This is a genomic window from Pantoea dispersa (assembly GCF_014155765.1).
Taxonomy (GTDB): Bacteria; Pseudomonadota; Gammaproteobacteria; order Enterobacterales; family Enterobacteriaceae; genus Pantoea; species Pantoea dispersa.
Genome location: NZ_SCKT01000003.1, coordinates 638,762 through 664,531 on the forward strand (window position 1 = coordinate 638,762; position 25,770 = coordinate 664,531).

Annotated in this window: 26 protein-coding genes and 1 tRNA gene; 17 read left to right on the forward strand and 10 right to left on the reverse strand. The window is 57.5% G+C overall.

Annotated features, from left to right (window positions below):
* Positions 1 to 6 precede the first annotated feature (6 nt).
* From H7K56_RS12975 to ybiX, 7 genes are all read left to right on the forward strand, one after another.
* Positions 7 to 1,002 (forward strand): alpha/beta fold hydrolase, encoded by a 996-nt coding sequence (locus tag H7K56_RS12975; protein WP_150361636.1) that lies wholly within the window; start codon positions 7 to 9, stop codon positions 1,000 to 1,002.
* Positions 1,003 to 1,075: 73 nt separating this feature from the next.
* Positions 1,076 to 1,816 (forward strand): response regulator, encoded by a 741-nt coding sequence (locus H7K56_RS12980; RefSeq protein ID WP_150361637.1) that lies wholly within the window; start codon positions 1,076 to 1,078, stop codon positions 1,814 to 1,816.
* Positions 1,813 to 3,123 carry a sensor histidine kinase gene (locus tag H7K56_RS12985; RefSeq protein ID WP_150361638.1) on the forward strand — a complete coding sequence of 437 codons (1,311 nt, stop codon included), beginning with the start codon at positions 1,813 to 1,815 and terminating at the stop codon, positions 3,121 to 3,123. Before H7K56_RS12980 ends, H7K56_RS12985 begins: the two co-directional genes overlap by 4 nt.
* A gap of 136 nt (positions 3,124 to 3,259) precedes the next feature.
* The gene (locus H7K56_RS12990; protein ID WP_150361639.1) at positions 3,260 to 4,450 is read left to right on the forward strand and encodes a cytochrome c biogenesis protein/redoxin; all 1,191 of its coding nucleotides are present in this window, start codon (positions 3,260 to 3,262) and stop codon (positions 4,448 to 4,450) included.
* Between the two features lie 287 nt (positions 4,451 to 4,737).
* Positions 4,738 to 4,905 (forward strand): hypothetical protein, encoded by a 168-nt coding sequence (locus tag H7K56_RS12995; protein ID WP_170264769.1) that lies wholly within the window; start codon positions 4,738 to 4,740, stop codon positions 4,903 to 4,905.
* Positions 4,906 to 5,253: 348 nt separating this feature from the next.
* Entirely contained in the window at positions 5,254 to 7,539 is a 2,286-nt protein-coding gene (locus H7K56_RS13000) for a catecholate siderophore receptor Fiu (RefSeq protein ID WP_150361640.1), read from the forward strand.
* 51 nt (positions 7,540 to 7,590) lie between these two features.
* Positions 7,591 to 8,268 carry a PKHD-type hydroxylase YbiX gene (gene ybiX / locus H7K56_RS13005; protein ID WP_150361641.1) on the forward strand — a complete coding sequence of 226 codons (678 nt, stop codon included), beginning with the start codon at positions 7,591 to 7,593 and terminating at the stop codon, positions 8,266 to 8,268.
* Between the two features lie 57 nt (positions 8,269 to 8,325).
* Here ybiX and H7K56_RS13010 read toward each other — a convergent pair.
* The 3 genes from H7K56_RS13010 to H7K56_RS13020 all read right to left on the reverse strand — a co-directional run bounded on the left by H7K56_RS13010 (position 8,326) and on the right by H7K56_RS13020 (position 10,199).
* Positions 8,326 to 8,401 (reverse strand) — tRNA-Asn (locus H7K56_RS13010).
* A gap of 103 nt (positions 8,402 to 8,504) precedes the next feature.
* On the reverse strand, positions 8,505 to 9,281 hold the full coding sequence (mtfA, locus tag H7K56_RS13015; protein ID WP_150361642.1) for a DgsA anti-repressor MtfA: 777 nt from the start codon (positions 9,279 to 9,281) through the stop codon (positions 8,505 to 8,507).
* 237 nt (positions 9,282 to 9,518) lie between these two features.
* Positions 9,519 to 10,199, reverse strand: a complete 681-nt coding sequence (locus H7K56_RS13020) for an ASCH domain-containing protein (protein ID WP_150361643.1) — start codon at positions 10,197 to 10,199, stop codon at positions 9,519 to 9,521.
* Positions 10,200 to 10,778: 579 nt separating this feature from the next.
* Between H7K56_RS13020 and H7K56_RS13025 the strand changes: the two genes are divergently transcribed.
* Both H7K56_RS13025 and H7K56_RS13030 read left to right on the forward strand, forming a co-directional pair.
* Positions 10,779 to 11,483 (forward strand): phosphohydrolase, encoded by a 705-nt coding sequence (locus H7K56_RS13025; RefSeq protein ID WP_058757381.1) that lies wholly within the window; start codon positions 10,779 to 10,781, stop codon positions 11,481 to 11,483.
* Positions 11,484 to 11,553: 70 nt separating this feature from the next.
* Positions 11,554 to 11,799: a hypothetical protein gene (locus H7K56_RS13030; protein ID WP_021509844.1), complete on the forward strand. Its 246-nt coding sequence runs from the start codon at positions 11,554 to 11,556 to the stop codon at positions 11,797 to 11,799.
* 40 nt (positions 11,800 to 11,839) lie between these two features.
* Here H7K56_RS13030 and H7K56_RS13035 read toward each other — a convergent pair whose 3' ends face one another.
* Positions 11,840 to 13,435 carry a methyl-accepting chemotaxis protein gene (locus tag H7K56_RS13035; protein WP_104093176.1) on the reverse strand — a complete coding sequence of 532 codons (1,596 nt, stop codon included), beginning with the start codon at positions 13,433 to 13,435 and terminating at the stop codon, positions 11,840 to 11,842.
* Between the two features lie 150 nt (positions 13,436 to 13,585).
* Positions 13,586 to 14,983 (reverse strand): DNA (cytosine-5-)-methyltransferase, encoded by a 1,398-nt coding sequence (gene dcm, locus H7K56_RS13040; protein WP_150361644.1) that lies wholly within the window; start codon positions 14,981 to 14,983, stop codon positions 13,586 to 13,588.
* Positions 14,984 to 15,139: 156 nt separating this feature from the next.
* Here dcm and H7K56_RS13045 point away from each other — a divergent pair, with 156 nt between their 5' ends.
* The 6 genes from H7K56_RS13045 (at position 15,140) to dgcQ (ending at position 19,203) form a co-directional block, all read left to right on the forward strand.
* Entirely contained in the window at positions 15,140 to 15,616 is a 477-nt protein-coding gene (locus tag H7K56_RS13045; RefSeq protein WP_058757385.1) for a very short patch repair endonuclease, read from the forward strand.
* Between the two features lie 70 nt (positions 15,617 to 15,686).
* A complete protein-coding gene (locus H7K56_RS13050; RefSeq protein WP_021509848.1) occupies positions 15,687 to 15,962 on the forward strand; it encodes a hypothetical protein in 276 nt (91 codons plus the stop codon).
* Positions 15,963 to 15,973: 11 nt separating this feature from the next.
* Entirely contained in the window at positions 15,974 to 16,885 is a 912-nt protein-coding gene (locus tag H7K56_RS13055; protein ID WP_058757386.1) for a DUF808 domain-containing protein, read from the forward strand.
* A gap of 36 nt (positions 16,886 to 16,921) precedes the next feature.
* Positions 16,922 to 17,056 (forward strand): hypothetical protein, encoded by a 135-nt coding sequence (locus tag H7K56_RS23400; protein WP_254919505.1) that lies wholly within the window; start codon positions 16,922 to 16,924, stop codon positions 17,054 to 17,056.
* 181 nt (positions 17,057 to 17,237) lie between these two features.
* Positions 17,238 to 17,417, forward strand: a complete 180-nt coding sequence (locus H7K56_RS13060; RefSeq protein ID WP_010618657.1) for a YodC family protein — start codon at positions 17,238 to 17,240, stop codon at positions 17,415 to 17,417.
* A gap of 133 nt (positions 17,418 to 17,550) precedes the next feature.
* A complete protein-coding gene (gene dgcQ / locus H7K56_RS13065; protein ID WP_150361645.1) occupies positions 17,551 to 19,203 on the forward strand; it encodes a cellulose biosynthesis regulator diguanylate cyclase DgcQ in 1,653 nt (550 codons plus the stop codon).
* Here the strand turns inward: dgcQ and H7K56_RS13070 are convergent.
* The 3 genes from H7K56_RS13070 to H7K56_RS13080 form a co-directional block, all read right to left on the reverse strand.
* Positions 19,200 to 20,420 carry a glycosyltransferase family protein gene (locus H7K56_RS13070; protein WP_058757388.1) on the reverse strand — a complete coding sequence of 407 codons (1,221 nt, stop codon included), beginning with the start codon at positions 20,418 to 20,420 and terminating at the stop codon, positions 19,200 to 19,202. The two genes, dgcQ and H7K56_RS13070, sit on opposite strands and share 4 nt — an antisense overlap.
* A 26-nt stretch (positions 20,421 to 20,446) precedes the next feature.
* On the reverse strand, positions 20,447 to 21,244 hold the full coding sequence (locus H7K56_RS13075; RefSeq protein ID WP_182689022.1) for a mannosyl-3-phosphoglycerate phosphatase-related protein: 798 nt from the start codon (positions 21,242 to 21,244) through the stop codon (positions 20,447 to 20,449).
* A 359-nt stretch (positions 21,245 to 21,603) separates the two neighbouring features.
* Positions 21,604 to 21,837: a YodD family protein gene (locus H7K56_RS13080; protein ID WP_058757390.1), complete on the reverse strand. Its 234-nt coding sequence runs from the start codon at positions 21,835 to 21,837 to the stop codon at positions 21,604 to 21,606.
* A 316-nt stretch (positions 21,838 to 22,153) separates the two neighbouring features.
* Here H7K56_RS13080 and H7K56_RS13085 point away from each other — a divergent pair, with 316 nt between their 5' ends.
* Both H7K56_RS13085 and dsrB read left to right on the forward strand, forming a co-directional pair.
* Positions 22,154 to 22,312 (forward strand): YqaE/Pmp3 family membrane protein, encoded by a 159-nt coding sequence (locus H7K56_RS13085; protein ID WP_021509855.1) that lies wholly within the window; start codon positions 22,154 to 22,156, stop codon positions 22,310 to 22,312.
* Positions 22,313 to 22,379: 67 nt separating this feature from the next.
* Complete coding sequence (dsrB, locus tag H7K56_RS13090; protein WP_170264770.1) at positions 22,380 to 22,577, forward strand: protein DsrB; 198 nt, start codon at positions 22,380 to 22,382, stop codon at positions 22,575 to 22,577.
* A 225-nt stretch (positions 22,578 to 22,802) separates the two neighbouring features.
* On the opposite strand, the gene H7K56_RS13095 is transcribed toward dsrB, so the two are convergent.
* Both H7K56_RS13095 and rcsA read right to left on the reverse strand, forming a co-directional pair.
* Positions 22,803 to 24,506 carry a methyl-accepting chemotaxis protein gene (locus tag H7K56_RS13095; RefSeq protein ID WP_150361648.1) on the reverse strand — a complete coding sequence of 568 codons (1,704 nt, stop codon included), beginning with the start codon at positions 24,504 to 24,506 and terminating at the stop codon, positions 22,803 to 22,805.
* Positions 24,507 to 24,669: 163 nt separating this feature from the next.
* Entirely contained in the window at positions 24,670 to 25,305 is a 636-nt protein-coding gene (gene rcsA / locus H7K56_RS13100; protein WP_021509858.1) for a transcriptional regulator RcsA, read from the reverse strand.
* Positions 25,306 to 25,770: the final 465 nt, after the last annotated feature.

A 25,770-nucleotide genomic window follows, 5' to 3' on the forward strand; every position in this document is an offset into this window, starting at 1 on the left:
TAAATTATGAAAACACTGTTACGTCAGACTCTGTTGGCAACGCTGGTTCTCACGGCGGCAGGCACCGCGTTTGCCGCCACCCCGGCCTCACACGATTACGCCGCTGACTTCAGCCACGTGCAGCAGATCAACGCGGGCGTGCTGAACACAGGCTATGTGGACATCGGTCCGCGTGACGGCCAGGCGGTGATTTTGCTGCACGGCTGGCCGTACGATATCCAGAGCTATGCTCAGGTGGCACCGGCGCTGGCGGCAAAAGGGTATCGGGTGATCGTGCCGTATCTGCGCGGCTTCGGCAGCACGCGTTTCCTGTCGGATAAAACGCCGCGTAACGGCCAGCCTTCGGCAATGGCAGCGGACGTCGTGGCGCTGATGGATGCGCTCAATATCAAGCAGGCCGTGCTGGGCGGCTTTGACTGGGGCGCACGCACCGCGGACATCGTCGCGGCGCTATGGCCGGAACGGGTAAAATCGCTGGTGTCAGTCAGCGGCTATCTGATCAGTAGCCAGCAGTTGGGTAAAAAACCGCTGCCGCCAGAGGCCGAACAGCAGTGGTGGTATCAGTTCTATTTCGCCACTGAGCGCGGTCAGCAGGGGTATGCTGCCCATACACACGACTTTGCGAAACTGATCTGGCAGCAGGCATCGCCCGGCTGGAAATTCAGCGATGCCACCTTTAACCAGAGCGCCAAAGCGCTGGATAATCCGGATCAGGTGGCGATCACTATCAGCAACTACCGCTGGCGCCTGGGCCTGGAAAAAGGCGAGCAAAAATATGCCGCTTATGAGAAAACATTAGCCACGTTACCGACAATTCGCGTCCCCACCATCACCATCGAAGGGGATAATAACGGGGCGCCGCACCCGGCACCGGAGACGTACCGCACCAGGTTCAGCGCCAGCTACCAGCATCGCACCTTCACGGGCAATATCGGACACAATCCGCCAGCGGAAGCACCGCAGGCGTTTGTGCAAGCCGTTGAGGATGCGGCCGCACTGTAGCGGAGTAATTCACGACCCGGACCGGCCATCGCGTGCCGGTCTTTTTTGCATAAGTGGCTGACAGGAGGCTGTTTTGGAGCACGTTGATCACATTCTGGTGGTGGATGATGACCGGGATATCCGCGAACTGATAACCGACTATCTGATTAAGTCCGGTTACCGCGCCACCGGTGCGGCCAATGGCCGCGAGATGCGCGCCGTGCTGAGCAGCAGCCTGGTGGATCTGGTGGTGCTGGATATCATGATGCCGGGTGACGATGGCCTGACGCTGTGCCGTCAGCTGCGCAGCGATCCCCGGCAGAACCTGCCGGTACTGATGCTTACTGCCCGCAGCGAAGAGACCGATCGCATTCTCGGGCTGGAGATGGGGGCGGATGATTACCTGATCAAACCCTTTGTGGCGCGTGAGCTGCTGGCGCGCATCAAAGCGATCCTGCGCCGTACCCGGGCGCTGCCGCCGAATTTACATATTACCGGGGCCGGCCGAATCATTGCCTTTGGCGAGTGGCAGCTGGATACCTCCGCGCGCCATCTGCTGGACAGCGACGGCGTGATTGTGGCGCTGAGTGGCGCAGAGTACCGCCTGCTGCGCGTGTTTCTCGACCATCCGCAGCGCGTGCTGAATCGCGATCAGCTGCTCAACCTGACGCAGGGCCGCGACGCGGAGCTGTTTGAGCGCTCGATCGATCTGCTGGTTAGCCGGCTGCGCCAGCGGTTACGCGATGATGCCCGTGAACCGGCCTACATCAAAACGGTACGCAGCGAAGGTTACGTACTGGCGAGCACGGTGGTGATTAAAGAGGCGCATCAATGAGGCTATGGCCGCGATCGCTGCTGTCACGCCTGCTGATTATCGTGTTGGGCGGGTTGTTGCTGGCGAATACTCTCACGCTGGCAAGCCTGCTGATTGAACGCATGAACAGCGCTAAAAGCGTGATGCTGGGCAACCTGGAGTACGATGTGGCGACCAGCGTGGCAATCCTCGATCGTCTGCCGGCGGACGAGCGTCCGGGCTGGCTGGCGAAGCTGGCGCGCGGCAACTATCGCTACAGTCTGTCGCCGGGCGAAGCGGGGCCGTATCCCTCCGGCTGGCGCACGCGCGACGCGGTACGCTCACTGCAGGAGACGCTTGGCGGGCGCTATCAGATGAGCATTCATGCGATTCCGGGGCCGCGGGAGCATATTCAGGTGCATCTGACGCTGCATGACGGCGCGCCGCTCACGCTCGATCTCTGGCCGCGCATGCCGGCGATTGCGCGCTGGCTGCCGCTGGTGCTGATGGGTCAGCTGCTGCTGCTGCTGTGCTGCGCATGGCTGGCGGTGCGGCAGGTGGTGCGACCGTTTGTGCGCTTTACCCAGGCGGTTGATGCGCTCAAACCGGCCGCCAGCCACGCACAGCTGATGGCAGAGCACGGCCCGGATGAAGTGCAGCAGGCGGCGCGTGCGTTTAACGCTATGCAGCTGCGGATTCAGGATCACCTTAAAGCGCGTGCGCAAATCCTTGCGGCCATCTCCCACGATCTGCAAACCCCGATCACGCGCATGAAGCTGCGGGTGGAGATGGCGGAGCAGCCTGAGCTGCGCGACAAACTGCTGAGCGATCTCGATAACATGAGCCGCCTGGTGCGCGAGGGCATCGCCTATGCACGCTCATCGGAAGTGCTGGAGGAGAAGCGCCAGAGCGTCAGCCTCAACGCGCTGCTGGATAGCGTAGTCTGTGACTATCAGGATGTCGGTAAAGCGGTGAACTTTGTGCCGTGCACCGGCCATGACACCTTCGCCGTGCGGCCGCAGGCACTCCGGCGCATCATGACCAACCTGATCGATAATGCGCTCAAGTTTGGCGGCGAAGCGGAGGTTGAACTTTGTTCGCCCCAGGGTGACAGCGTAGAGATTCGGGTGCGTGATAACGGGCCTGGCATCCCGGAGGAGGCGTTACAGGCGGTGCTGGAGCCCTTCTACCGCGTGGAGAGTTCGCGCAATCGCCACACCGGCGGGACCGGGCTCGGCCTGGCGATCGCCACCCAGCTGGTGAGCCAGATGGCGGGTAGCCTGCAGTTGCGTAACCGGGCAGCTGGCGGGCTGGAAGCGTGCATCATCCTGCAGCAGCAGGATGTGTAACCTGATGTATCTGCCTGCCCGCCACACACATAACCCGACAAAACGGCGTTCCCGCGACACAGCCTGAACACATGCGGTGGATGTAATAGACGTACTGCCGGACGCGCAGACGTTTATCCACCGTATGAGGTTCTCTATGACACTGCTTATCGCTTTTCTCGCCGGGATGCTGACGCTGCTCAGCCCCTGTACCTTACCGATTATTCCTTTTGTATTTGCCAGCGTACGCGGCCGTCGCGGACAGCTGCTGGCGCTGCTGAGCGGCATGGTCCTGATGTTCACGCTGGTGGCGCTGCTGGTATCGCTTACCAGCCACTGGGTCAGTCAGGTCACCAGCATTGGTCGCGACCTGGCGCTGTTGTTCCTGGCGATAGTCGCACTGACGTTAATCTCCACGCGCATCGCCCAACGCGTTACCCGGCCGTTTGTCGCGCTGGGTAATCTCCTCAACGATGCCAGCCAGCGACGTAGCGGGGTGCTCGCCGCGCTGCTGGCGGGCCTGGCAACCGGTCTGCTGTGGTCGCCCTGTGCCGGACCGGTGCTGGGCGCGATCCTCAGCCTGGCCGTCGTGGGCGATCATCCCCTGTCGGTTGGCGTATTGCTGCTGGCGTATGGCAGCGGTGCCGCGCTGATGCTGGCGCTGCTCTATTTCGCCGGACGATCGCTGGTGGCGCGACTGCGTCCGGGGCTGGCGATGAGTGCGCGGCTGCGTCAGGCGGCGGGCGTGCTGATGCTCGCCTCGGTGGGCGTGATTGTTACCGGCTCACAGAGCCAGCTGCAGGCAGCGCCCGCTTTTGCCCTGAACCTGGAGCAGCAGCTGAGCCAGTGGCTGACCACGCCGGCACCCAAAGTACGCCTGGAGCCGGTTAGCCAGCCGCAAACCAGCAGCGCGTTGCCGTCGCTGGAGGGGGGCACAGCGTGGCTGAACGGGGCGCCGGTGACGCCTGCCACGTTAAAGGGCAAAGTGGTACTGGTCGATTTCTGGACCTGGGATTGCATTAACTGCCAGCATACGCTGCCATACGTGCGCGACTGGGCCAGTAAGTACCAACGTGACGGGCTGGTCGTTGTGGGGGTGCACACGCCGGAGTACCCGTGGGAGCGGGATGAAAAGGCGCTGAAGCGCGCGATTACGCGCTGGCAGCTGCCCTACACCGTAGTGGCGGATAACCACTACAGCATCTGGAACCGTTTTGGTAATCAGTACTGGCCCGCGCACTACATCTTTGATGCACACGGACAGCTGCGCTACACCGCGTTTGGTGAAGGCAACTATGAAGAGCAGGAGAGGGTAATTCAGCAGTTGCTGAAAGAGGCGCGTGCATGACAGGTCAGGCGGCCCGCCCGGGCCGCCACTGCTTCTCATTTAGGTTGTGGTTCGCGGGGTACGACTTTGGAAGCCGGGGGTGACACAGGGACTATCAGGTAAACAGCGTGCGGCATTGCCAGGACCTCCCAGCCCGTAGGGTCACTCTTCAGGGTGACCGTCATGGCGCAGCCCCCCTGACCATCCCGATATGCAAAATGCAGTAATCCAACGCATAACTTGTCGTTTGGTTCCGCGTTCGGGCTGGGGTTTACTGTCAGCGTTAACCTTTTATGGAGAAGCTGACAATGAAGAAGATCCTGCAGCAGTGGCTGGCGCGTCTGGCAGCCAGCAAAGCCGGCACCCCTGACGGGCGCGAATTCGACCCCGGTGAGCATATCGATCTGCTGATCCCGATCAGCCAGCTGTACGGCGTGGAGTTTCATCCTTCCGTGTATCGCTACTATGAACGATAACCGCCGCCACCAGCGCATGCGCTATTGCTACTGGAATGAACTGTGCACGCCAGACTAAAAACCCGCTCACGCCGAGCGGGTTTTTTTATGCTGTTTGCCCGCTTGATGAAAAAATTGCCGTAACGTCCCGCCGGTTTGTTCAATTGTATTGATTTCGTAATTTTAACGTAAAGAAAAGTATTCCCAAGCGGCAGTGTGCGTGTAAGAATATAAAGGTAAATGATAACCATTGGCGTTATCATTTAGGTGTTGTCTGGGAAAACCGTGTTGATTCAGTGCTATGCCTGAATGGCAGGCGCGGTTAAGACAATGAGTGCGTTAATAACGATAAGAAACTCACCTTTTAACATGGATAAAAATCGCCAGCTGCCGTTTGGTAGCTTCAATTCGCTGACCCTGTTCACCGGGCTTTGTATTGGTATTTCGCCGGCTGCGGCGCTGGGTGCCGATAACTCCGGCAAAAAATCTGATGATACGTTAGTGGTTGAAGCGCGCACGCCTTCGCTGTACGCGCCAAATGCCTCGGCCGATCCCAAATTTACCCGTCCGCTGGTGGATACCACCCGCACCATGACGGTGATTCCGGATCAGGTCATTAAAGATCAGGGCGTCACCAATCTGACCGACGCGCTGAAAAACGTGCCGGGCGTCGGGGCGTTTTATGCCGGGGAAAACGGCAGCTCAACCACCGGCGATGCGGTGTACATGCGCGGTGTCGATACCTCCAACAGCATTTACGTGGATGGCATTCGCGACATCGCCAGCGTCACGCGTGACACCTTCAACACGCAGCAGGTGGAGGTGATCAAAGGGCCTTCCGGCACCGACTATGGTCGCAGCGCACCATCCGGCTCGATCAATATGATCAGCAAACAACCGCGGCTGGACACCGGGCTTGACGCGTCAGTCAGCGCCGGCAGCGCGTGGATGCGCCGCGGCACGCTCGATTACAACCAGGCAATCAACGACAATGCGGCGTTTCGCCTTAATCTGATGGGTGAAAAAACCCATGATGCGGCGCGTGACCACATCCAGAACGAGCGTTATGGCGTCGCGCCTTCGCTGGCGCTGGGGCTGGACACCGCAACGCGGCTGTACGTCAACTATTTACACGTCCACCAGAACAACACACCGGACGGCGGTATTCCGACGGTTGGCCTGCCCGGCTATTCGGCACCGTCTGCCGCGTATGCTGCGCTGAACAATTCCGGCAAGGTCGCCACCAGCAACTACTACGGCACCGATTCTGATTTCGACAAATCGACTACCGACAGTGCCACGCTGCGCTTTGAACACGATTTGAGCGATAACACCACGCTGCGCAACACCACGCGCTGGTCGCGGGTGAAGCAGGAGTATCTGCTGACGGCGGTGATGGGCGGAGCCAGTAACATTACTGCACCCAACCCGAACGATGTTGGCAGCTGGCGCTGGTCGCGCCTGGCAAACACCAAAGATATCAGCAACCGTATTCTCACCAACCAGACCAATATCACCTCGAAATTTGCCACTGGTTCCGTCGGGCATGATGTGAGTGCGGGCGTAGAGTTCACACGTGAAAACCAGACCACCTATGGCGTCAACGCGCTGACCCCACCTGCGGTGAATATCTACCATCCCATCAGCAGCATTTCGATTGGCGGTCTGGACCGCAACGGTGCGAACGCTAACGGGCAGACTGACACGTTTGGCATCTACGCATTTGATACGCTGGCGATTACCCCTGACTTTGAGCTGAACGGCGGCATTCGTCTCGACAACTATCACACCGAGTACGACAGCGCGACGGCCTGTGGCGGCACCGGACGCGGCGCGCTGGCTTGTCCGGCGGGTGTGGCGCGCAATACGCCGGTGACCACGGTGGATACGGCAAAATCCGGCAATCTGGTGAACTGGAAAGCGGGGGCGCTCTATCGTCTGACCGAACAGGGCAACCTGTATGTGAACTACGCCATCTCCCAGCAGCCGCCGGGTGGCAGCAGCTTCGCGCTGGCGGCGGGTGGCAGCGGCAACAGCGCTAACCGTACCGATTTTAAACCGCAGAAGGCCAAATCCAGCGAAGTGGGCACCAAGTGGCAGGTGCTGGACAAGCGGCTGCTGCTGAACGCCGCGCTGTTCCGCACCGACATCGAAAATGAGGTCGATGCCAATGATGACGGCACTTACTCGCAAACCGGCAAGAAGCGCGTGGAAGGCTATGAACTCTCAGCAACCGGCAACATAACGCCGGACTGGGAAATCATTGCCGGTTACACCATGCAGCACGCGTCGGTGCGTGAAGGTGCCAGCGTGGCGCAGGATGGCTCATCTGCGCTGGCCTATACGCCGAAGCACGCCTTTACGCTGTGGACCAACTATCAGGCTACTGATGCGTTGTCGGTGGGCGCGGGCGCACGTTACGTTGGCAGCCTGCGTCGCGGCAGCGATGGGGCCGCGGGCACGCCGGATCACACCGAAGGCTACTGGGTGGCTGACGCGAAGCTTGGGTATAAGGTCAACAATAACCTCGACCTGCAGCTCAACGTGTATAACCTGTTTGATACCAACTATGTGGCATCGATCAACAAGAGTGGCTACCGCTATCATCCGGGCGAGCCGCGTACCTTCCTGTTGACGGCTAATGTGCATTTCTGATGGTCAACCGTGGGGCGTTCGCGCTCCACGCTTAATGGCGAGAACTCCGCGATGATGTATCACATTCCTGCCGTGCTAAACGCTGAACAGCTGGCGCACTTTACCGCACAGCTGCAGCAGGCTGACTGGGTTGACGGACGGGCGACGGTCGGCAGCCAGGGCGCGACCGTAAAAAATAACCAGCAGATTGACACCGGCACGCCACTCTATGAACGGCTGCAGGCTGCAGTGCTTCAGGCACTGAATAGCCATCCGCTCTTCTTTGCCGCCGCGCTGCCGCGCACGCTTTCTGCGCCGCTGTTTAACCGTTATCAGCAGGGGGAAACCTACGGTTTTCATGTTGATGGTGCGGTACGCCACAATGGCGCGGCCGGCTGGATGCGTACCGATCTCTCCGCCACACTGTTTCTGTGTGAACCCGACAGTTACGAGGGCGGGGAATTGGTGATCGAGGATACTTACGGTCAGCACCGCGTAAAACTGCCGGCGGGCGACCTGGTGCTTTATCCCTCCAGCAGCCTGCACTGCGTCACGCCGGTCACGCGCGGCGCGCGGGTCGCCTCGTTTTTATGGATTCAGTCGATGGTGCGCGATGATAAGCAGCGCGCGATGCTGTTTGAACTGGACCGCAACATTCAGAGCCTGAAAGCGCGCCACGGTGACAGCGAAGAACTGCTGTCGCTGCTGAATATGTACCACAACCTGCTGCGCGGCTGGACAGAAGTTTAGCCGTCACGCAATAACAAAAAGCCCGCTCAGGTTTCCCTGAGCGGGCTTCTTTAAATCTGGCTCCTCTGACTGGACTCGAACCAGTGACATACGGATTAACAGTCCGCCGTTCTACCGACTGAACTACAGAGGAATCGTTGGAACGAGGCGAATATTAATGGCAGCCCCTGTGGGTGTCAACCGCTAAAAACACATTTGTATTCAACTGGCTAGCAAAGCGGCAAAGCGATCGTGATTTAAGCAGATTCCGGTGCCTGCTGCGCCAGACGCGCCAGCGGATCCTGATGGTAAAACTGCTGCAGGTGGCGATACATGGCCGGAAAACGGCTGGCGAGCAGGTCGGGGGCGCTGAAAAAGTACTCCGACAGCACGGCAAAACATTCCGCCGGATCGCTGGCGGCATAAGGATCGAGGGTCGCGGCCTGTTCGCCTACCAGCTCCACTTCCGCCTCAATCTCGGCCATCGCCTGCAGTAAATCTTTCTCCCAGCTGGCCACATCGCGCAGCGCAATGGCCGGAATACCGCTGGTGTAACCGCTGCCGCGCGCGTCGAGCTTGTGCGCCACTTCGTGGATCACCAGGTTGTAACCAGAGAGATCGTATGAGTCCTGGATGTCCAGCGCGTTCAGCACCACCGGTCCCTGCGTCCAGCTCTGGCCGGCATGCACGGCCGGCGCGTGGTGCACCAGGCCGCTGTCGTCCTCCCAGCGATCGTCAACGCTGAACGGCTCCGGGTAGATCAGCACTTCGTGGAAGCCGTCGAGCCATTCCAGACCCAGCTTCAATACCGGCAGGCAAAACAGCAACGACAGGCGAGCCAGGCGCAGTTCGCTGAGTTTCAGACCCTGTAGCGGGGTGATTTTTTTCTGCAGCAGGAAGCGTTGCGCCAGCGCTACCAGCGCCTGCTGTTCGTCGCTGTTCAGCAGAGAAAAGATCGGCTGCCCCAGCGCCTGTTGCCAGGGCAGGGCAGTCACGGCAGCATCTTTTTGTGCACGCCACGGCCATTTGATCATTGCGTCACTCACTCTGCAGGGCGGAAATCATATCCTGACGCGGCAGACGATAAATTGCCAGCGTGGAATCAAAGCCGCTTATTCAACCTGTTAGCGGCGGATTTGTCTGTGACAGGGATTGCAAACTGGCAAGGTGGGAAAGGGGCGCGCTGTGCCGCCGGTGAGGAGGCAAGGGCTGGTGACTCACTGAATCGCGCAAAAGACGACGCCCTCTTCCGTGCGGAAGAGGGCAAACGGTTAGCTTTCACGCTCCACACGCTGGAATGCGATGACCCAAACCCAGGGATTCACCTCCCAGCTGGTGGCGCCGTACTGCTTCTGCCACGCCTTGCGGTAAGCTTCTTTCGGCGATTCGGAATTCATGTTCATAGTGAAGAAATTATTGAGGAAGTGCGAATCGGTCTGCACGCCTTCCGCCATGATGTCGTCTTCGCTGATGTCCTGAATTTTCTCCGCGCGTACCGCCGTGATTTCCAGATCGATGCGGCTGGCCCAGCGCGGCATATGGATGGCGGTCTGCCAGCCAAACTGCTCGGCGACCTGCTGATTGTCTTCCTGTTGTCCAAGTTCATGGCTGTCGGCGCGATACTGGCAAAACGCCGGATTGCGGAACGGCAGCGGATCGCGCTCGTATTCCGCCAGCTGCGCTTCAGGCACAATCGGACCCCGCCAGGTTTCACGCACCCACAGGCGATCGCCGACCTGGCCAAACGGGCACTGGGCGCCAATGTCCGCCATCGACATCAGCTTATAGCCATGCAGATGATTAGCGCTGACATCAAACGCGTGCACGCCTTCATGATGATCCTGTCCCGGGCCAAACGCCTGAGTTTTCATAATGCGCCGGGTCTGAGTTTGCTGGCCAACCAGCAGGGCGCGCACCCGCTGTTCGGAAAAAAGAATCGGCCGTTCTTTCATTATGTACCTCATGTTGTATCACGTACCCGGAGAACTTCGACGAAACATCCGTATCCTCGGATGAGAGCATTAGCATAATGGGTTTGAATCAATTTGCTTAATAATTTGTCGCCTTATTATCGGGCAATAACTGCCGCTTCCGGTATTAAAAATGGCTCATAAGCAAACAGTGTGCTGACGAAGGCTCCGGGTACAGGTGAGAGCCGTATATTTCCCCTATACAGTACGTTATAACGGTCGCAATGGGAATCTTTTCAGATTATGTCGCTATGCAAATGGACGTTTTAATGCTGGGGTTGCGACAGGCTAAACTGGACCTTTGGCAATGCTGAAAATTCACCCAGCGGAAAATGCATCACCGAAATTAAACAGAGTGGCTTAACTAAAACAGGTTAAGGAAATACTGAAAACCGCATCGCGACTGGGCAAGCGGCTTTAACAGCGCTATAACATGATCGGGATCGCATTTTTTTGCGCTGGACATCCGGGAAGGGTGTAAAGAAAGTGTCATCACCGGGCCGCTATGATGGGCGCAAGCCGTACCCGGTGCGAAATAATAGCAATAACAGGAGAAGCACGATGTCACTGACCCATTGGCAACACCGTTACGAAAGCTGGCTGCAGCTGAACTGGCTGCACGATGATAAAGCCCATGATATCGCGCACCTGCGCCGCGTCTGGATGAGCGCGGCCCGCATTATGCAAAACACCAATGCCGATCCGCTGGTGGTGCTGACCGCCTGCTATTTTCACGATGTGGTGAACCTGCCGAAAAACCATCCGGAACGCCATCTGGCTTCGACTTACGCGGCGGAAGAGACGCGCCGCATTCTGCAACAGGATTTTCCGGACTTCCCCTCAGCGCTGCTGGACAGCGTGGCGCATGCGGTGCAGGCCCACAGTTTCAGCGCCCGCATTACGCCAAAAACGTTAGAAGCGAAGATCGTTCAGGACGCCGATCGTCTCGAATCATTAGGCGCGATTGGCCTTGCGCGCGTTTTCTATACCGCAGGTGCGCTGGGACGGCCGTTGTTCGACAGCGACGATCCGCTGGGTAAAGACCGTGAACTGGATGACGTAAAGTGGACGCTGGATCATTTCCAGAAGAAACTGCTGAGCCTGCCGCAGACCATGCAGACGGAAACCGGCCGTCTGCTGGCGGAACACAACGCCGATTTTCTCGTCCGCTATATGGCGAAGCTGTGCGCCGAACTGCAGGGGAATCTGACCGATATTGATGAGTCCGTGTTACGCGATTTCAGTCCCATACCGGCACAATATTAAATTTTTATGACAGTCTGTTAACTTTCATCTGCTTCCGCTACGTTGTTGTAAATCAAGAGGGAGTGTGAAGATGACCGAGACCGTTAACTTAACCATTAAAATTGACCCGGCGCTGAAAGAGCACATTAAACAGTTAGCCGCTGATAACCAAATCTCCATGAGCCAGGAGATTGTTAACCGCCTGCAGGCCAGTTTAGATGCCGTTGAGCCACCGGCCGTCGACAGCCTGCATACTGAAGAGGCGGGCGATCAACTGAGCGCCGCCGAGCTGAAGCAGGTGCGTGCACTGCTGAAGAAAAGTAAGAAAAAGAAATAATACGAAAACCCGTCGCTGACGGGTTTTTTCTTTCTGCGCCTTAGCTAACGCGGAACTGCTGCGCGCGCTGCGTCAGTCGCGCTGAAAGTTCACTCAGCTGCGCCGCTGCCTGCACTTGCTGATCAGTCAGGGCTTCGTTTTGCTGGAGCTGAAGACTCATTTCCACCACTTCCCGGGCAATTTTGCTCACGCGATGGCTCTGCGCCGTACTGTTATCCTGCAGCTCATTCAGCTGGCTGACCACGCCTGATACCGCCTGGCCAATCCGCGCAAACAGCACTTCCAGCGCCTGCACCTTCGCAAAGCCATCCTGCACGTGCTGCTGCGTGTGCTGGATTAAACCGTCGATCTGCCGCGTGGATGCGCCGCTCTGCTGCGACAGCAATCCCATCTCTTTGGCGACGACCGAAAAACTGCGCCCGTAAGCGCCAGCATGCGCAGATTCTATCGCCGCATTAAGCGACAGCAGACGCGTCTGCATCGACAGGCTGTCCAGCATGCCGACGATGCCAGCGATATCGCCGGCGGCCGCGACGATCTGCTGCATCTGGTGTTCCATATTGTCGACTTCATGGGCGCAGTGACGCATCAGCGCATCCGCGGACTGCGCGTCGTGCGTCGCCTGTTGCGAGAAGTGTGCACCTTTTTCCACCTCTTCTGACACGCGATGCAGCCGCTGCGACAGATGATGGAAGCTGGCATTTTGCGCCTGATGCTGCTGCATCACCTGCTGATTATGCTGCTGCATCTCGTCAGCGCCGGCCGCCACCCGGGTTGCTACCGTCGTGATGTCGCTGACGATCTGCTGCAAACCCTGACGCATGGTATCGATGGACAGGAGCAGCTGGCGCGTTTCCAGCGACTGACGACGCGTCGGTGCCGGGCTGGCGACCAGATCGCCCGTCGCGATTTGTGCCAGCTGGGCGTTGGCGTGACGCAGCGGCAGCAACACGCCGCGCATCAGCAGCGCGGCGGCCAGCAGCAGCAGCGCCATTAATAACGCGGCAATCGCCAGCGCCAGATTGCGGCTCTGCTTGAGCGTGCTGAGCGAATGCTGGTTGACGCTGCCGAGCTGCTGATTGGCCTGTTCGATTTCGCTAAACCAGGCATCGTTGAACTGCTGCTGGAAAGCCTGCATCGGCACCATAAAAAATGCGTTGATATCATTGGCTGCCAGCCCTTTCAGCTGCTCCTGCAGCCCGCCAGCCAGCAGCACGAAGCCCTGTGCCAGCGGGCTATCGCTTTTCGCCTGATAGGCAGCAAACAGCTGCTGCGCCTGCTGCAATGAGGTAGTGGCTGCCGCCGCCAGGCTTTTCCAGCTGTCGACCGAACCGCTCTGCTGGTCCTGCATCAGATAAATACCGGCACGATGGCTGTTGTCGCTGGCGGTGAGTAACTCAATGCGTGCTTTATCCAGCAGGGCCAGCCGTTCGCGCAACTGGCTGGCCTGCTGCAATGAGTGTTGCGTCTGATTCACGTGCTGGTTGAGCAACAGCACCCCGGCAAACTGCAGCAGACAAAACAGCACAATAAACAGCATGAACTGGCTGCGCAGGCTGGAGAGCCAGACGGGCAGACGCAGGGTAAAACGAGGTCGCAGCCGCAGCGGCAGGGAGATTACAGACAGGAGAGACATCAAACAGCTCCGCAAAAAATAAAACGCAGTATTGGTTTGATGCGTGACAGTCCGGTGACAGTGCGCGCGATGGGCGGCAAAACAGCACATCGCGCGTTACTAAAGCAAATTGCGGGGCGGAAAACCGGGGCGTGAAGCGCGGCTGCGTTTTCAGCGGCGCTGACGCGCGTGCTGCTCAATCAGCGGCAGCAGCAGTTTCGCTACGGCGGCGAACACCGGTACCACCACCGAGTTACCAAACTGTTTGTAGGCTTGTGTGTCGGAGACCGGAATGCGGAAGCGCGCTTCGCCCGGCGCTTCAAAGCCCATCAGGCGGGCACATTCACGCGGCGTCAGGCGGCGCGGGCGGCGCGCCATGTTCGCGGCCTGCTGAAAATCCTGCTCGCCCAGCGCGTGATCCCAGCCGCGATCGATCAGGATTTCCGACCCGTCTTTATAGTAGCGTGCTGACAGCGTGCGCACGCAGCAGTGCGGATTGCGCGGATCGTTGAGGCCAAAGCCAAAACCGTTGCCTTTGGCTTTATGCTTCTTCGCATACTGGTAGAGATAGTGCCACAGCGTGGGCGACAGGGTATATTTTGCCGCCGGCTGCGGCTCCAGCAGGCTGTGCAGCGGCGGAACTTCAGGCGGATAGAGCGCCGCCAGCGCGCGCAGAGAAAAACCCTCGCTCAGGCCGGTATCGCGCCGGATCCCCACCAGCACGATGCGCTCGCGGTGCTGTGGCAGGAAGTGACGCGCATCGACAACTTTGGCATCCGGCGATGAGTCGTCAGCCGCGTCAGCGACGTCGTAACCCAGCTCATCCAGCGTGGCCATAATAATGGCAAAGGTGCGGCCTTTATCATGGCTCTTGAGGTTCTTCACATTCTCCAGTACGAAAAACGGCGGTTTTTTGGCGGCGAGGATGCGCGCCACATCAAAAAACAGCGTGCCCTGGGCTTCACATTCAAAACCGTGCGCGCGACCCAGCGCATTCTTCTTACTGACGCCGGCCAGCGAAAAGGGCTGACAGGGAAAGCCGGCCAGCAGCACCTGATGGTCGGGAATCGTCTTATCGATATGCTGATAAATCGCCTGCTCATCCGGCAAACCGGCCGGCTGAGTAATCAGCCGGATATCACTGTTGAACTGATGCCGGGCGGGATCGCTGTAGTGATTGGCTTTGTAGGTGCGCACCGCTTCTTTATTCCACTCGCTGGTGAATACGCACTGGCCACCAATCTGCTCAAAGCCGCGGCGAATTCCCCCGATGCCGGCAAACAGATCGATAAACTGAAAGCGGGGATTGTCATAATGCGCCGGTCGCGACGGCAGCAGCGCCTGCAGACGGGCGACCTCCGCCGCTGACAGCGCGGGCGCGGCACTTTTTCCCGCGCGAATACGGTTAAGCTGCGTGATACTCCAGTCGCGGCCGCCGGCCTCGCTCAGGATGACCACCAGATCGCGGGCCGCGTAGATATCCAGTACCTGCAGCAGTAACACGGTGGCGTCATCATCAGCGGAGTGCGGGGAGGGCGAAGCCGTCGCGGCGGGATCGAGTGCAAGCATGCGTTTTTCCTTAACAGTGAAGTGGCTATGCTACCACTCCTGGCGCGGCGTGGAAATTAACGATGGCTGCGCAGCGTCTCGCAATCTGCTTCGCACAAACTTTCGCTTTCGCCTCAACGCGCTAAAGTTGAAGAAGCCCGCAAAAAAGGAGACGCCATGGCAGACGTCCACTCGCATGATATTCGCAGCAAAAATATGCGCGCCATTCGCAATCAGGATACGGCGATTGAGCAGCGTATTGCGCTGCTGCTGAAAGATCGCGGCTTTAGCTTTCGTGTACAGGACAAAGCGCTGCCGGGCCGGCCGGATTTTGTGCTGCCGCAGCACAAAGCCATTATCTTTGTGCACGGCTGTTTCTGGCATCGTCACCACTGTTATCTGTTCAAAATGCCGGCCACGCGCACCGAATTCTGGAGCGGCAAAATTAACAGTAACGTGGAGCGTGACCGGCGCTATGTGCAGCAGCTGCAGGAAAGCGGCTGGAAGGTGCTGATCGTCTGGGAATGCGCGCTGCGCGGCAAACTGCGGCTGGAAGATGAGGCGCTGGTGGAGCGGCTGGAAGAGTGGCTGCTGGCTGCCACGCACAGCAGCGAGATCGATCATCAGGGATTGCATCACTATCGGGCGGATTAAGGCAGGGTGATTGCTTTTACCTGCCATAACAGTTTAGATCAGCGTTTTCTCTGGGACGCGGAACACCACCATGAGCAGCATCAAACTGACGGTCAGACGCCTGTATCAACTGCGCGATGAGCGCATGGTCAATGCGCATGCCACGGCGCGCATTTACCTGGACGATACGCTGGTGGCCACCGAGGAGATAAGCGGCATGACAGAAAGTCCGGTGAGCAAGTATCTGCACGCCGACGATCTGCACGGGAAAACGTTACGCGTCGAATGGGACTGTGCGGGCATCGCCGATATGACGGTGACGGCGATTGAGCGGTGCCCCTGTTGTCAGGATCACGAACCGGAATAAGGAATGACATTTTGGCAGGAACCAGCTTACTGACTCTTCTGGATGATATTGCCACGCTGCTCGACGACATTTCCGTCATGGGCAAAGTGGCGGCAAAAAAGACCGCCGGCGTGCTGGGCGATGACCTGTCGCTCAATGCACAGCAGGTGACGGGCGTGAAGGCCAATCGTGAGCTTCCGGTGGTGTGGGGCGTGGCGAAGGGCTCGTTTATCAACAAACTGATCCTGGTGCCGCTGGCGCTGCTGATCTCCGCGTTTGCGCCCTGGCTGATTACGCCGCTGCTGATGATTGGCGGTGCCTATCTGTGCTTTGAAGGAGTGGAAAAAGTGCTGCACAGCCTGCACCACGACAAAGCGGAGAAGAGCCCGGAAGCGCGGCAAAAGCGGCTGGATAATCTGGCGCAGCAGGACCCGCGCCAGTTCGAAAAAGATAAGGTGAAAGGCGCAGTGCGCACCGACTTCATTCTGTCGGCTGAAATCGTGGCGATTACCCTGGGCATTGTTTCGGATGCGCCGCTGCTCAATCAGGTGTTGATCCTCGCCGGTATTGCCATTCTGGTGACCATCGGCGTGTACGGTATTGTGGCGATGATCGTTAAGATTGACGATCTCGGCTACTGGCTGCGTGAGAAGTCTTCCACGCTGGCGCAGGCCACCGGCGGCGCGCTGCTGGCGCTGGCACCGTGGCTGATGAAAATCCTGTCGGTGGTTGGCACCGTCGCGATGTTCCTGGTGGGCGGCGGTATTATCGTGCACGGTATCGCGCCGCTGCATCATGCCATTGAAGAGTACAGCAGCGGCTTCCCGGGCGTGGTTTCCATGCTGCTGAGCAACGGCGCGAATCTGGTGCTGGGCTTTATCGTTGGGTCGATTGTGCTGTTAGTGGTAAATCTGGTTGCGAAGCTGCGCGGTAAATCGGTATAAAGCGCAGGAAATTTCTAATCACGGGTCAGGAGAACGATGATGAACGACGATATGTTTGAATTTGATATCGATGCACAACTGGAGCAGGCGGAAGCCAAAGCGGCAGAAAAAGCCAGTGAAGTGCCGGCGGATATCAGCGACGAAGCCGACTGCGAAGGCTGCAAAATCTGATTTTCCACCCGGGAAAATCGTTCAAAGCCGATAATAACTTTTATCGGCTTTGTTTATTTACGGCATTTTTCACTGCTTATTCCGAATTTGTCACAGTAATAGCAATATCCTATAGGCAAAAAACGCGCACAGCTGCTATACCTTAATCCGTTCATTCAACGGTGAGAAGGGAGGGCGCGGTATGACCTTTGCAATCAGTGACGAAGTTCAGCACAAACAGGGCGGACCCACTATGGTGGTGACCGGCTATGCCAGCGGAATGGTAGAGTGTCGTTGGTATGATGGCTACAGTGTACGCCGCGAAGCGTTCCGCAGTGATGAGCTGACTCATCTGTCGGCCGCGCGCCAGCTGGCCAGCTGAGCCCCTCGGGACGGTCAGCGCGCCGTCCCGATGTCATTGTCACTTTTCACGTTTTTCCTGATCTCTGCCTGTACGCCGTTTTCCCGCCTGACTACACTTCTTCAATTCGTTGTTATCCGGAGCCTGGCTACTGATGCCAATCTCGCCACTGTCATCACGCCGCATGACGCCTGCGCTGCGCGTGCATCTCTGTTTTCTGGCGGTCTTTCTCTTTTCACTTTTTCTCACCGTCCATGAAGCGCTGGAATTAAAAAATAACTATCAGCAGCGGCAGCGCGCCCAGCTGTCCGAGATCCAGCGCAGCCTTGATAGCCGCTTTCAGGAGAGTCTGGACGAGCTTAATTACTATCAGCGGATGCTCAGCTACGCGCTGACGCACCCGCTGGACGCCGATTATGGTCAGCACGCCCTGCAGCGTTTTCAGCAGTTGCGCCATCAGCCGGTGTGGCAGTTGCAGATCGCTAACCTGCGCAGCATGCCGATTAACGGCGTCAGCGACGAATGGCTGCAGCGTGATGCGCTGCTGCAGCGCGATGATACTTATCTGCTGCCCGAGCTGCGCGCTGCGCTGGAGTTCAGCTTTATCATGCAGTTCAGCGATGAGGCGCAGGACTTTCATTCGCGCTTCTGGTACACCTCACGCGCGGGCTATTACATCAGCTCACGTCCGCCGCGCGACGCGCAGGAGCTGGCACAAAGTTACGCCACCATGACGCAGCGACCCTATTTTCGCGACCAGCAGCCGGGCCGGGCGCCGCAGACGCGATGGCACTGGACCGAAGCCTATCAGGGGGAGTTCAACGAAGGGTTGATGCTGACGGTGAGCGCACCGGTGATCGCCCATCAGCACTGGTACGGCGTGTTGTCGATGGACTTCACCCAGCAGCGAATTAATGCATTGCTGCACCAGTCGCGTCACAGCGTGCTGCAGGGCAAGCTGGTGCTCGAAGATCGCGCACTCAACGAGATCACCCGGCTGCCGGCGCCGCACGATGTGGCATTAACCCCCGCGCAGCGCGGCCAGCTGATGCAGGCGATGCATCAGCAGCCGGCCGGAACACTGTGGCTGGACAGTCAGCTGGCCAGCTGGGTTAAGTTAAAAAATGTCGATGCCTGGCTAATCAACGTGCAGAGCTTGCGCCAGGGGCTGGCGCAGGAGCTGGGGCGGGTAGCGCTGTTTCTGTTGGGCATGTGGCTGCTGTTCGTGCTGTTACTGGCGCTGGCGCATCAGGTGATTTTCCGCCTGGTGCGGCGACTGGAAGACCTCTCGGCGCGACTGGCCTGGCGCGCTAATTATGACGGTCTGACGCGCCTGCTTAATCGCAGCGCCTTTTTCGATCAGTTTATCGCGCTGGCGCGGCGCTGCGAACAGCAGCAACAGCCGCTGGCGGTGATCCAGCTCGATATCGATCATTTTAAAAAGGTCAATGATAGCTGGGGCCATCACGCGGGCGATCAGGCGCTGATGCGCGTGGCCGGCGTCATCAAACATACGCTGCGCCCTTACGACGTAGCCGGACGCATCGGCGGCGAAGAGTTTTGTATCGTGCTGCCGCACACCACGCTGGCTGAGGCACAGGGCGTGGCGGAGCGTATCCGCAGCCGGCTGGCGGCCAAAACCATTCTGGTCAACGCCAGCACCACCTTTAGCGTTACGTTGTCAGCAGGTGTCAGTTGCAGTACTGAGCAGGGCAGTAACCATGCAGAGAGCCTGCAGGCGGTAGCGGACCGCCGCCTGTATCTGGCGAAAAGCGGCGGTCGCAATCGGGTGTGCGCGGCCGGTTAGACTTTGCCCTCGTTATCCTCTTCTACCGCCTGATAGATGCGCTGCAGGATATCGGGGAACGCCGACTGCACGCGGCTCCAGCTGGGGATAAACGGTTTCTCGTTTGGCCGCTCGATGAACGACTGGCCGGCGTCGAGAATCGCCTGGGTGAACATCTCGACCGCCGCTTCTTCAATGTGCTGATCAAACTTCAGTCCGTTCATGGTGGCTTCGTGGTTGTAGATCTCCATCATGTCGAGCGCGTTGCGATAATAGGTGGCCTTCAGCACGCGGAACGAGTCGCTGGTGAGCGGCACGCCCATTGTCGCCAGCTTACGCAGCAGCGACTGCACGATATCGTTACTCATGCGTTTCAGGCCACCGGTGCCATCCTCTTCTGCCAGCGGCTGATGCTTATGGTCGTAGTTGTCCGCGATTTCCACCTGGCAGGTCTGCCGCGTGGTGTAATTGCGATAAATCTCTGACAGCACGCCAATCTCCAGCCCCCAGTCGCCAGGGATTTTGATGCCGTTCAGCACGTGGGTGCGCATGGCAAACTCGCCGGACAGCGGATAGCGGAAACTGGTGAGATAGTCGAGATACTCCGAATGGCCGTAGACTTTCTGCAGCGAGCGCAGCAGCGGGCCCACCAGCAGACGTCCGACGCGGCCATTAAGCTTGCCGTCCGCAACGCGCGCATAGAAACCTTTGCAGAATTCATACTGAAATGCCGGGTTGGCCAGCGGATAGAGCAGACGTGCCAGCATGCCGCGCTCATAGGTCACGATATCGCAGTCATGCAGCGCCACGCACTGCGAACGGTCGGAGGCCAGCGTGTAGCCGGTGCAGAACCACACGTTGCGCCCCTTGCCGGGCTGGCTGGGCGACAGACCCTCTTTATCCAGCTCGGCGTCCAGCGCTTTCAGCCGCGGGCCATCGTTCCACAAAATGCGGTGGCGCTGCGGCAGGCGTGAGAAAAATTCGCGCGCGAAGAGAAACTGATCGCGATCGGCACGATCGAGGCCAATCACAATCTCCTCCAGATAGGGCACTTTCGCCAGTTCATTGACGATATTATCCAGCGCCGGGCCTTCCAGCTCGGAAAACAGCGAGGGCAGAATCAGCCCCATTTTGCGCTTGCGCGCAAAGCGCACCATCTCTTTTTCCAGCGACTCCACGCTGCGGTGGGTGAGATTATGAAAGTTGGTAATTACGCCGTTCTGGTAAAAATCACTCATCGTCTCATCCTTCTGGTCAGCTGCCGTTATTCAGGTTGGGCAAGAAAGTAATCCAGACCTTCGCGCCAGCCCTCAGGGCCAACGTGTGCGGTGTGGTAAACGTTATGATGATCGCTGCGTTGCAGCACCACCGGGGTTTTACTGAAACCTTTAATCACCACGGCATAATCGACGCGCTCCAGCATCGGCGCATCGTTAGGGCCATCGCCCAGACCAATCGTGGTGCGCTTCTTGCCTTCCTGCTGCTGCAAGTGCTGCAATAACTGTTCCAGCGCCACGCCTTTACCGCTGCCCGCCGGCATCACGTGCCAGAAACGCCCGCCCTGCGTCAGGGCCAGCTGGTGCCCGGCCAGCGCTGCGCGGAAGGCGTCGAGCCGCGTTTCATCATCGCGCCATACGATGACTTCAGACGCATCGCGCAGTCGGCTCTGGCTGGCTTCCGTCAGCGTCAGGCCGGTGAAACGGGCCACTTCTGCGTCGCTAAAGTCATGAAAGCCGGTGAAGCGAAAATCCGCCTGCAGGGTGCTGAGCGTGGCGCAGAGCGCAAAATAATCGGCGCCGGGCTCTTCGGCAATCTGCGCTTCCCCGCTAAAGGCAACGCGGGCGCCGTTTTCCGCGATAAAGGGCGCACCGGCAATGCCCAGCCGCTTCTGCAGCGGAATAATTTCGGCCGCGGTTTTACTCGAACAAACCACCAGCGGAATCTGTTGCTGCTTAAGACGCGCCAGCCACTCGCTGGCGGCCTGCCAGTTGTAATCATGATGATCGAGCAGCGAACCATCGAGATCGGTCACGATCAGCAGGGAGGAATCTAACGGGATCATCAATACACTCCTTACGCCCAAAGGCATCCGTAAAGCGACGTGTAATCAGTATAATAGCGTAATCACGATCACACTTTTCCTTGCCGCCGGCGCGGCCACTATCCAGGATAATTCTTAAAACATAAGCCAGATACCGAAGCGGCTGCACGTTTTGTGCATGCAGAATGTCAGCCGTAGCGCGATGTTTTCGGTAACAGCAGTGCATGATTATGCAGATTTGTTCGAATTGCGTGCAGAATTGAGACTTGTCTTACTTCAGCTAAGGCGTACTCTGAAGCGGTGTTAAGATTTTCCTGGTGTAACGAATTTATTCTTTTTTCAACCCGGCCAGCGTGCCGGGTCTTTTTTTGAAATCGATTTCAGCGGTTCACCTCAGTGATGGTGAAATCACGAATATCAAGTTCAAACGCCTCGGCCAGTTCGGTGTAGGAGTCAAACGCTTCGCCATTCACCTTCACGCGGTGCGCATCTTCAGCCTGCATAAACTCCTGCACTTCGCCTGACGTTTTTTTCTGAATCGCTTCCAGCAGCGCGTCCACGTCGATGTTCACTTCGCGCTGCACGTTATCGCTGTACTCTTTTGCTGTAGCCATGACAGCCTCCCGGAGGCAAACGGATTCCTGACAAGTATAGACGGTGACAGCGGGCGAGGGACGTGGACGGGAAACGGGCAAAAAAAAGCCCGCGCTGCGCGGGCAAAAATCCTTGTTACTTTTAGGTTGACTGCCCCTTTGGGGTTGGTGCAGTGATGACAAGTGTACGAGGGTGCCGCGTCAAAAGTCTTTCCGGGAAACGTTAAGAAAGTGAAAAGCCCGGCTTTGACACTTCTTTACCCGCTGCATTCCCCATTCTGGCGTAAAGCAGCTATGCTTACAGCTGGTTGATTATTATGGTTATCAGGGAGTTAGTATGGATTTAATTCGGATTATTATTGCCATTCTGTTGCCACCGCTGGGCGTATTTTTACAGGTCGGCTTCGGCGGCGCCTTCTGGCTCAACATTCTGCTGACGCTGTGTGGTTACATCCCCGGCATCGTGCATGCGGTGTGGGTAATCGCCCGACGCTGATCGCGATCAGGCAGCGCTGACTATCTTCCGTTACACTATGCGCAGGACTGTTTCTGGAGAGAAATCAATGAAGGTCAATGACCGGGTAACGGTAAAAACCGACGGCGGCCCACGTCGCATCGGTACTGTGCTGGCTGTGGAAGGCTTTAATGAGGGCACCATGTATCTGGTGGCGCTGGAGGATTACCCGCTGGGGATCTGGTTCTTTAATGAGAGCGATCACGCCGAAGGCGTGTTTGTCGAGCCGTATGCGGGGGAAGGGTAGTCTGGTTCTGCGCACAGATTGCTCTCAGGTTGCCCTCACGTTGCCCTCACCCTAACCCTCTCCCGCTTGCGGGAGAGGGAACCGTTCAGCGACGATGCTTAGTAATAAGTTGTTCCTGAAGCGTTGAGTGAAAACCATACTCAACAGCCGCACGGACAGCCCCCTCTCCCGCAAGCGGGAGAGGGATGGGGTGAGGGAAAAATACCGCACCCCACCTCACTCCTCTTAAAACGTCTCCCAGTTATCATTGCCCGCTGCAGCCAGCGTCGGACGTGGAGCGAGCGCTGGCGCTTTCAGCGCCGTCTGTGGCGCAGCAGCCACCAGCGAAGCCGGCGTATCATTCAGGCGGAACACCGCCACCGCCTGCGTCAGTTTACCGGCCTGATCTTCCAGCGAAGCCGCGGCTGAAGAGGCTTCCTCTACCAGCGAAGCGTTCTGCTGCGTCACGTTATCCATCTCGGTCACCGCCAAACTGACCTGCTGAATACCACGGCTCTGCTCATCAGACGCTGCCGCAATCTCGGCCATAATGTCGGTAACGCGCCGCACCGCTTCGACAATCTCGCCCATGGTGCTGCCGGCTTCACCGACCTGGTGCGAGCCGTTACTGATCAAATCCACCGACTCGGCAATCAGCGACTCAATCTCTTTCGCCGCCTGCGCACTGCGCTGCGCCAGATTGCGCACTTCACTGGCGACCACGGCGAAGCCACGGCCCTGTTCGCCGGCGCGTGCGGCTTCTACTGCGGCGTTGAGCGCCAGGATATTGGTCTGGAAGGCGATACTGTTAATGACATTGGTAATCTCGGCGATTTTCTTCGAGCTGCCGGAGATGTTATTCATGGTTTTCACCACACCGCTCACCAGTTCACCACCGCTGCGCGCTTTGCCAGACGCATCGGCGGCCAGCTGGCTGGCGTGATGGGCGTTTTCGGCGTTCTGCTTCACCGTGGCGGTGAGCTGCTCCATGCTGGCGGCAGTCTGCTCCAGCGCAGAAGCCTGTTGCTCGGTGCGTGATGACAGATCGGTGTTACCTGCGGAGATCTCGCTGGAGCCCTGATAAATCGCCACCGCGCCTTCCCGGACGGTGCCAACGGTGCGCACCAGCGACGCCTGCATCAGCTGCAGGTTGTGCAGCAGGCTGCCAATTTCGTTGCGACCATAGGCCTGCTCGGGGGCGGTGAGATCGCCCTGTGCGATGCGCTCAATGCGACCCACCGACAGGCGCAGCGGATTGATCACCACGCGGCGCAGGAACACGAAGGTGAGCAGCACCAGCAGCAGCGCGGCGGCAAAAGCCGCAGCCATCGCGATAAAACCGACGCGCGACTGATGCGCCGCTTCGGCGTTAATCGCTTCGGCGCGTTCGGTGCGGATCTTAATCGCCTTCAGCAGCACGGCATTATAGGCATCATCCAGCTTGCGCGTGACATCGGTCTCCTGCGCGACAATCCCCTCAAAGCTGCCCTGTTTCGCCGACTCGATCATCGGCTTCAGGCCTTTATCAATATAGGCGTTGAAGCTGGTGGTGAGCGGACCGTCGAGCGCCAGGTCAGCCGGCGTCTTCATTTTGCGATCCATATAAATTTTGAAGCCCTCGCGCGCCTGCTTAATGCGCGTTTCGGTGCGCGCCAGATCGGCACGATAGCCATCCATTTCACCGATGCGCGCCGCCGCGCCCGACTGCAGCACGTTCAGGCGTGCGGTTCGCAGATGGTTTGAGCTGTTAGAAATGCCCATGCGCACCTGAATCTCATCGGTGGCGTCATTGAGGGAATTATTGCTCTGAATCAGAAAGTAGCTGGCGAGTCCAATGCACAGGGCAAAAAGCAGCAGAATGCCACCAAAGATCATGCTGAACAGAGGCATCAGGCGTAGGTTTTGCCAGATGCTGAGCTTATGTTGCTCATCTATCGATGCTGTTTTCATTTCCTTGCTCTCATAGTGGTAAGGGGTTCTGAAAACAAGCATCGGCAGCAGGGGATAAAGGCTTAGCGGGGAAGTGGGATCGCGCTCGCAAAACGCTCAAAAATAATCAAGGCCAGTCGCGGGGACTGGCCTTGACCACAAAGCGTATTATCGTAAGGTGAAATTATCGCACGTTGACATAAATGCCCGAGGTAACATTATCTGTCAGGCGAACCACATGATAAATAACCTGTTTATTGTGCGTTTTAATTTTGCGTTTAATATTGCCTTTATGTGACGAAACAGTTTTCGCTTTGATTTGCATCTTATCCGAAATCTGAATGGTGTCATGACCTGACATCCACATTTTCAGCATATTCGATTCAGTCTGGCTCAATGTCAGTGGATGAATATCCAGCCCGGCAGAAATGCGCGGTGAGGCATTGAGTTTCTTTTGCAGGTAGGTGCCCAGCAGGGAGTCCAGTGTCGATGTTTTTATCGATTTTGACGTAATAATCAGGTTCTTACGAACGTAGAGGTATTCCTCAAAATGGATATTCGAGATCGCCATAAAAATAAAGAATAGCGTATCCGGATGCTGCATGATAATAGAACGAATGCGATCGCTGGAATCGGATTCGTGAATAAAGCATTCTTCGTTAATAAATACTACGCCCGGTTTTAATTGCTCACACCGTTGTTGCAATTGTTCGATGTCAGACACGGAAGTAATATTTTTCTTTTTGACTCCTTTTGCCGACATATAGTCTGACAAACCCAGGCGTGTGTAGTTACATGAATCCATAATAATCGTTGGCATTATAGCGACCCTCACCAATTTGTTATCCGTTTAAATCAACGATGAATACGCGTTTGCGGTACGAGAGAGATTTCCAAAGACACTTTTTTATTCTGCTCGGCAGACTGGCGTAATGCATTCCTGCGCCATCTTGACTCGTCCCTGACCCGTTCTGCGAAGTTTATTGTGTTACTTCCACGTCACTCTTGTCCCCGCGATAGTGGGAATCGCCGGGAATTTGGTTTATGTGTTTCTTTCGCTCTGTTTTGAGAGCCCTGTCACTATCGCGCAAGTCACAGACAAATCTGATAGGACAATTCTTAAAAACATTTGAATCGCGAAAGTGTGACGTTTCAGCGAGTGTTGACAATGCCGGAAAAAAGGGATTTAGACAAGAAAAATCGCTGTAATATTTTTTTTGTTTAAAAACAGCCCTTTGAGCATTTTATCAACCGATTCACCGGCTTAACCGGCTTAGGAATCGTC

Bases quoted from the DNA above. Each gene is read 5' to 3' on its own strand.
- H7K56_RS12975 (WP_150361636.1), top strand. From the start codon at position 7: ATGAAAACACTGTTACGTCAGACTCTGTTGGCAACGCTGGTTCTCACG.
- H7K56_RS12985 (WP_150361638.1), top strand. From the start codon at position 1,813: ATGAGGCTATGGCCGCGATCGCTGCTGTCACGCCTGCTGATTATCGTG.
- H7K56_RS12990 (WP_150361639.1), top strand. From the start codon at position 3,260: ATGACACTGCTTATCGCTTTTCTCGCCGGGATGCTGACGCTGCTCAGC.
- H7K56_RS12995 (WP_170264769.1), top strand. From the start codon at position 4,738: ATGAAGAAGATCCTGCAGCAGTGGCTGGCGCGTCTGGCAGCCAGCAAA.
- H7K56_RS13000 (WP_150361640.1), top strand. From the start codon at position 5,254: ATGGATAAAAATCGCCAGCTGCCGTTTGGTAGCTTCAATTCGCTGACC.
- ybiX (WP_150361641.1), top strand. From the start codon at position 7,591: ATGATGTATCACATTCCTGCCGTGCTAAACGCTGAACAGCTGGCGCAC.
- mtfA (WP_150361642.1), bottom strand. From the start codon at position 9,281: ATGATCAAATGGCCGTGGCGTGCACAAAAAGATGCTGCCGTGACTGCC.
- H7K56_RS13020 (WP_150361643.1), bottom strand. From the start codon at position 10,199: ATGAAAGAACGGCCGATTCTTTTTTCCGAACAGCGGGTGCGCGCCCTG.
- H7K56_RS13025 (WP_058757381.1), top strand. From the start codon at position 10,779: ATGTCACTGACCCATTGGCAACACCGTTACGAAAGCTGGCTGCAGCTG.
- H7K56_RS13030 (WP_021509844.1), top strand. From the start codon at position 11,554: ATGACCGAGACCGTTAACTTAACCATTAAAATTGACCCGGCGCTGAAA.
- H7K56_RS13035 (WP_104093176.1), bottom strand. From the start codon at position 13,435: ATGTCTCTCCTGTCTGTAATCTCCCTGCCGCTGCGGCTGCGACCTCGT.
- dcm (WP_150361644.1), bottom strand. From the start codon at position 14,983: ATGCTTGCACTCGATCCCGCCGCGACGGCTTCGCCCTCCCCGCACTCC.
- H7K56_RS13045 (WP_058757385.1), top strand. From the start codon at position 15,140: ATGGCAGACGTCCACTCGCATGATATTCGCAGCAAAAATATGCGCGCC.
- H7K56_RS13050 (WP_021509848.1), top strand. From the start codon at position 15,687: ATGAGCAGCATCAAACTGACGGTCAGACGCCTGTATCAACTGCGCGAT.
- H7K56_RS23400 (WP_254919505.1), top strand. From the start codon at position 16,922: ATGATGAACGACGATATGTTTGAATTTGATATCGATGCACAACTGGAG.
- H7K56_RS13060 (WP_010618657.1), top strand. From the start codon at position 17,238: ATGACCTTTGCAATCAGTGACGAAGTTCAGCACAAACAGGGCGGACCC.
- dgcQ (WP_150361645.1), top strand. From the start codon at position 17,551: ATGCCAATCTCGCCACTGTCATCACGCCGCATGACGCCTGCGCTGCGC.
- H7K56_RS13070 (WP_058757388.1), bottom strand. From the start codon at position 20,420: ATGAGTGATTTTTACCAGAACGGCGTAATTACCAACTTTCATAATCTC.
- H7K56_RS13075 (WP_182689022.1), bottom strand. From the start codon at position 21,244: ATGATCCCGTTAGATTCCTCCCTGCTGATCGTGACCGATCTCGATGGT.
- H7K56_RS13080 (WP_058757390.1), bottom strand. From the start codon at position 21,837: ATGGCTACAGCAAAAGAGTACAGCGATAACGTGCAGCGCGAAGTGAAC.
- H7K56_RS13085 (WP_021509855.1), top strand. From the start codon at position 22,154: ATGGATTTAATTCGGATTATTATTGCCATTCTGTTGCCACCGCTGGGC.
- dsrB (WP_170264770.1), top strand. From the start codon at position 22,380: ATGAAGGTCAATGACCGGGTAACGGTAAAAACCGACGGCGGCCCACGT.
- H7K56_RS13095 (WP_150361648.1), bottom strand. From the start codon at position 24,506: ATGAAAACAGCATCGATAGATGAGCAACATAAGCTCAGCATCTGGCAA.
- rcsA (WP_021509858.1), bottom strand. From the start codon at position 25,305: ATGCCAACGATTATTATGGATTCATGTAACTACACACGCCTGGGTTTG.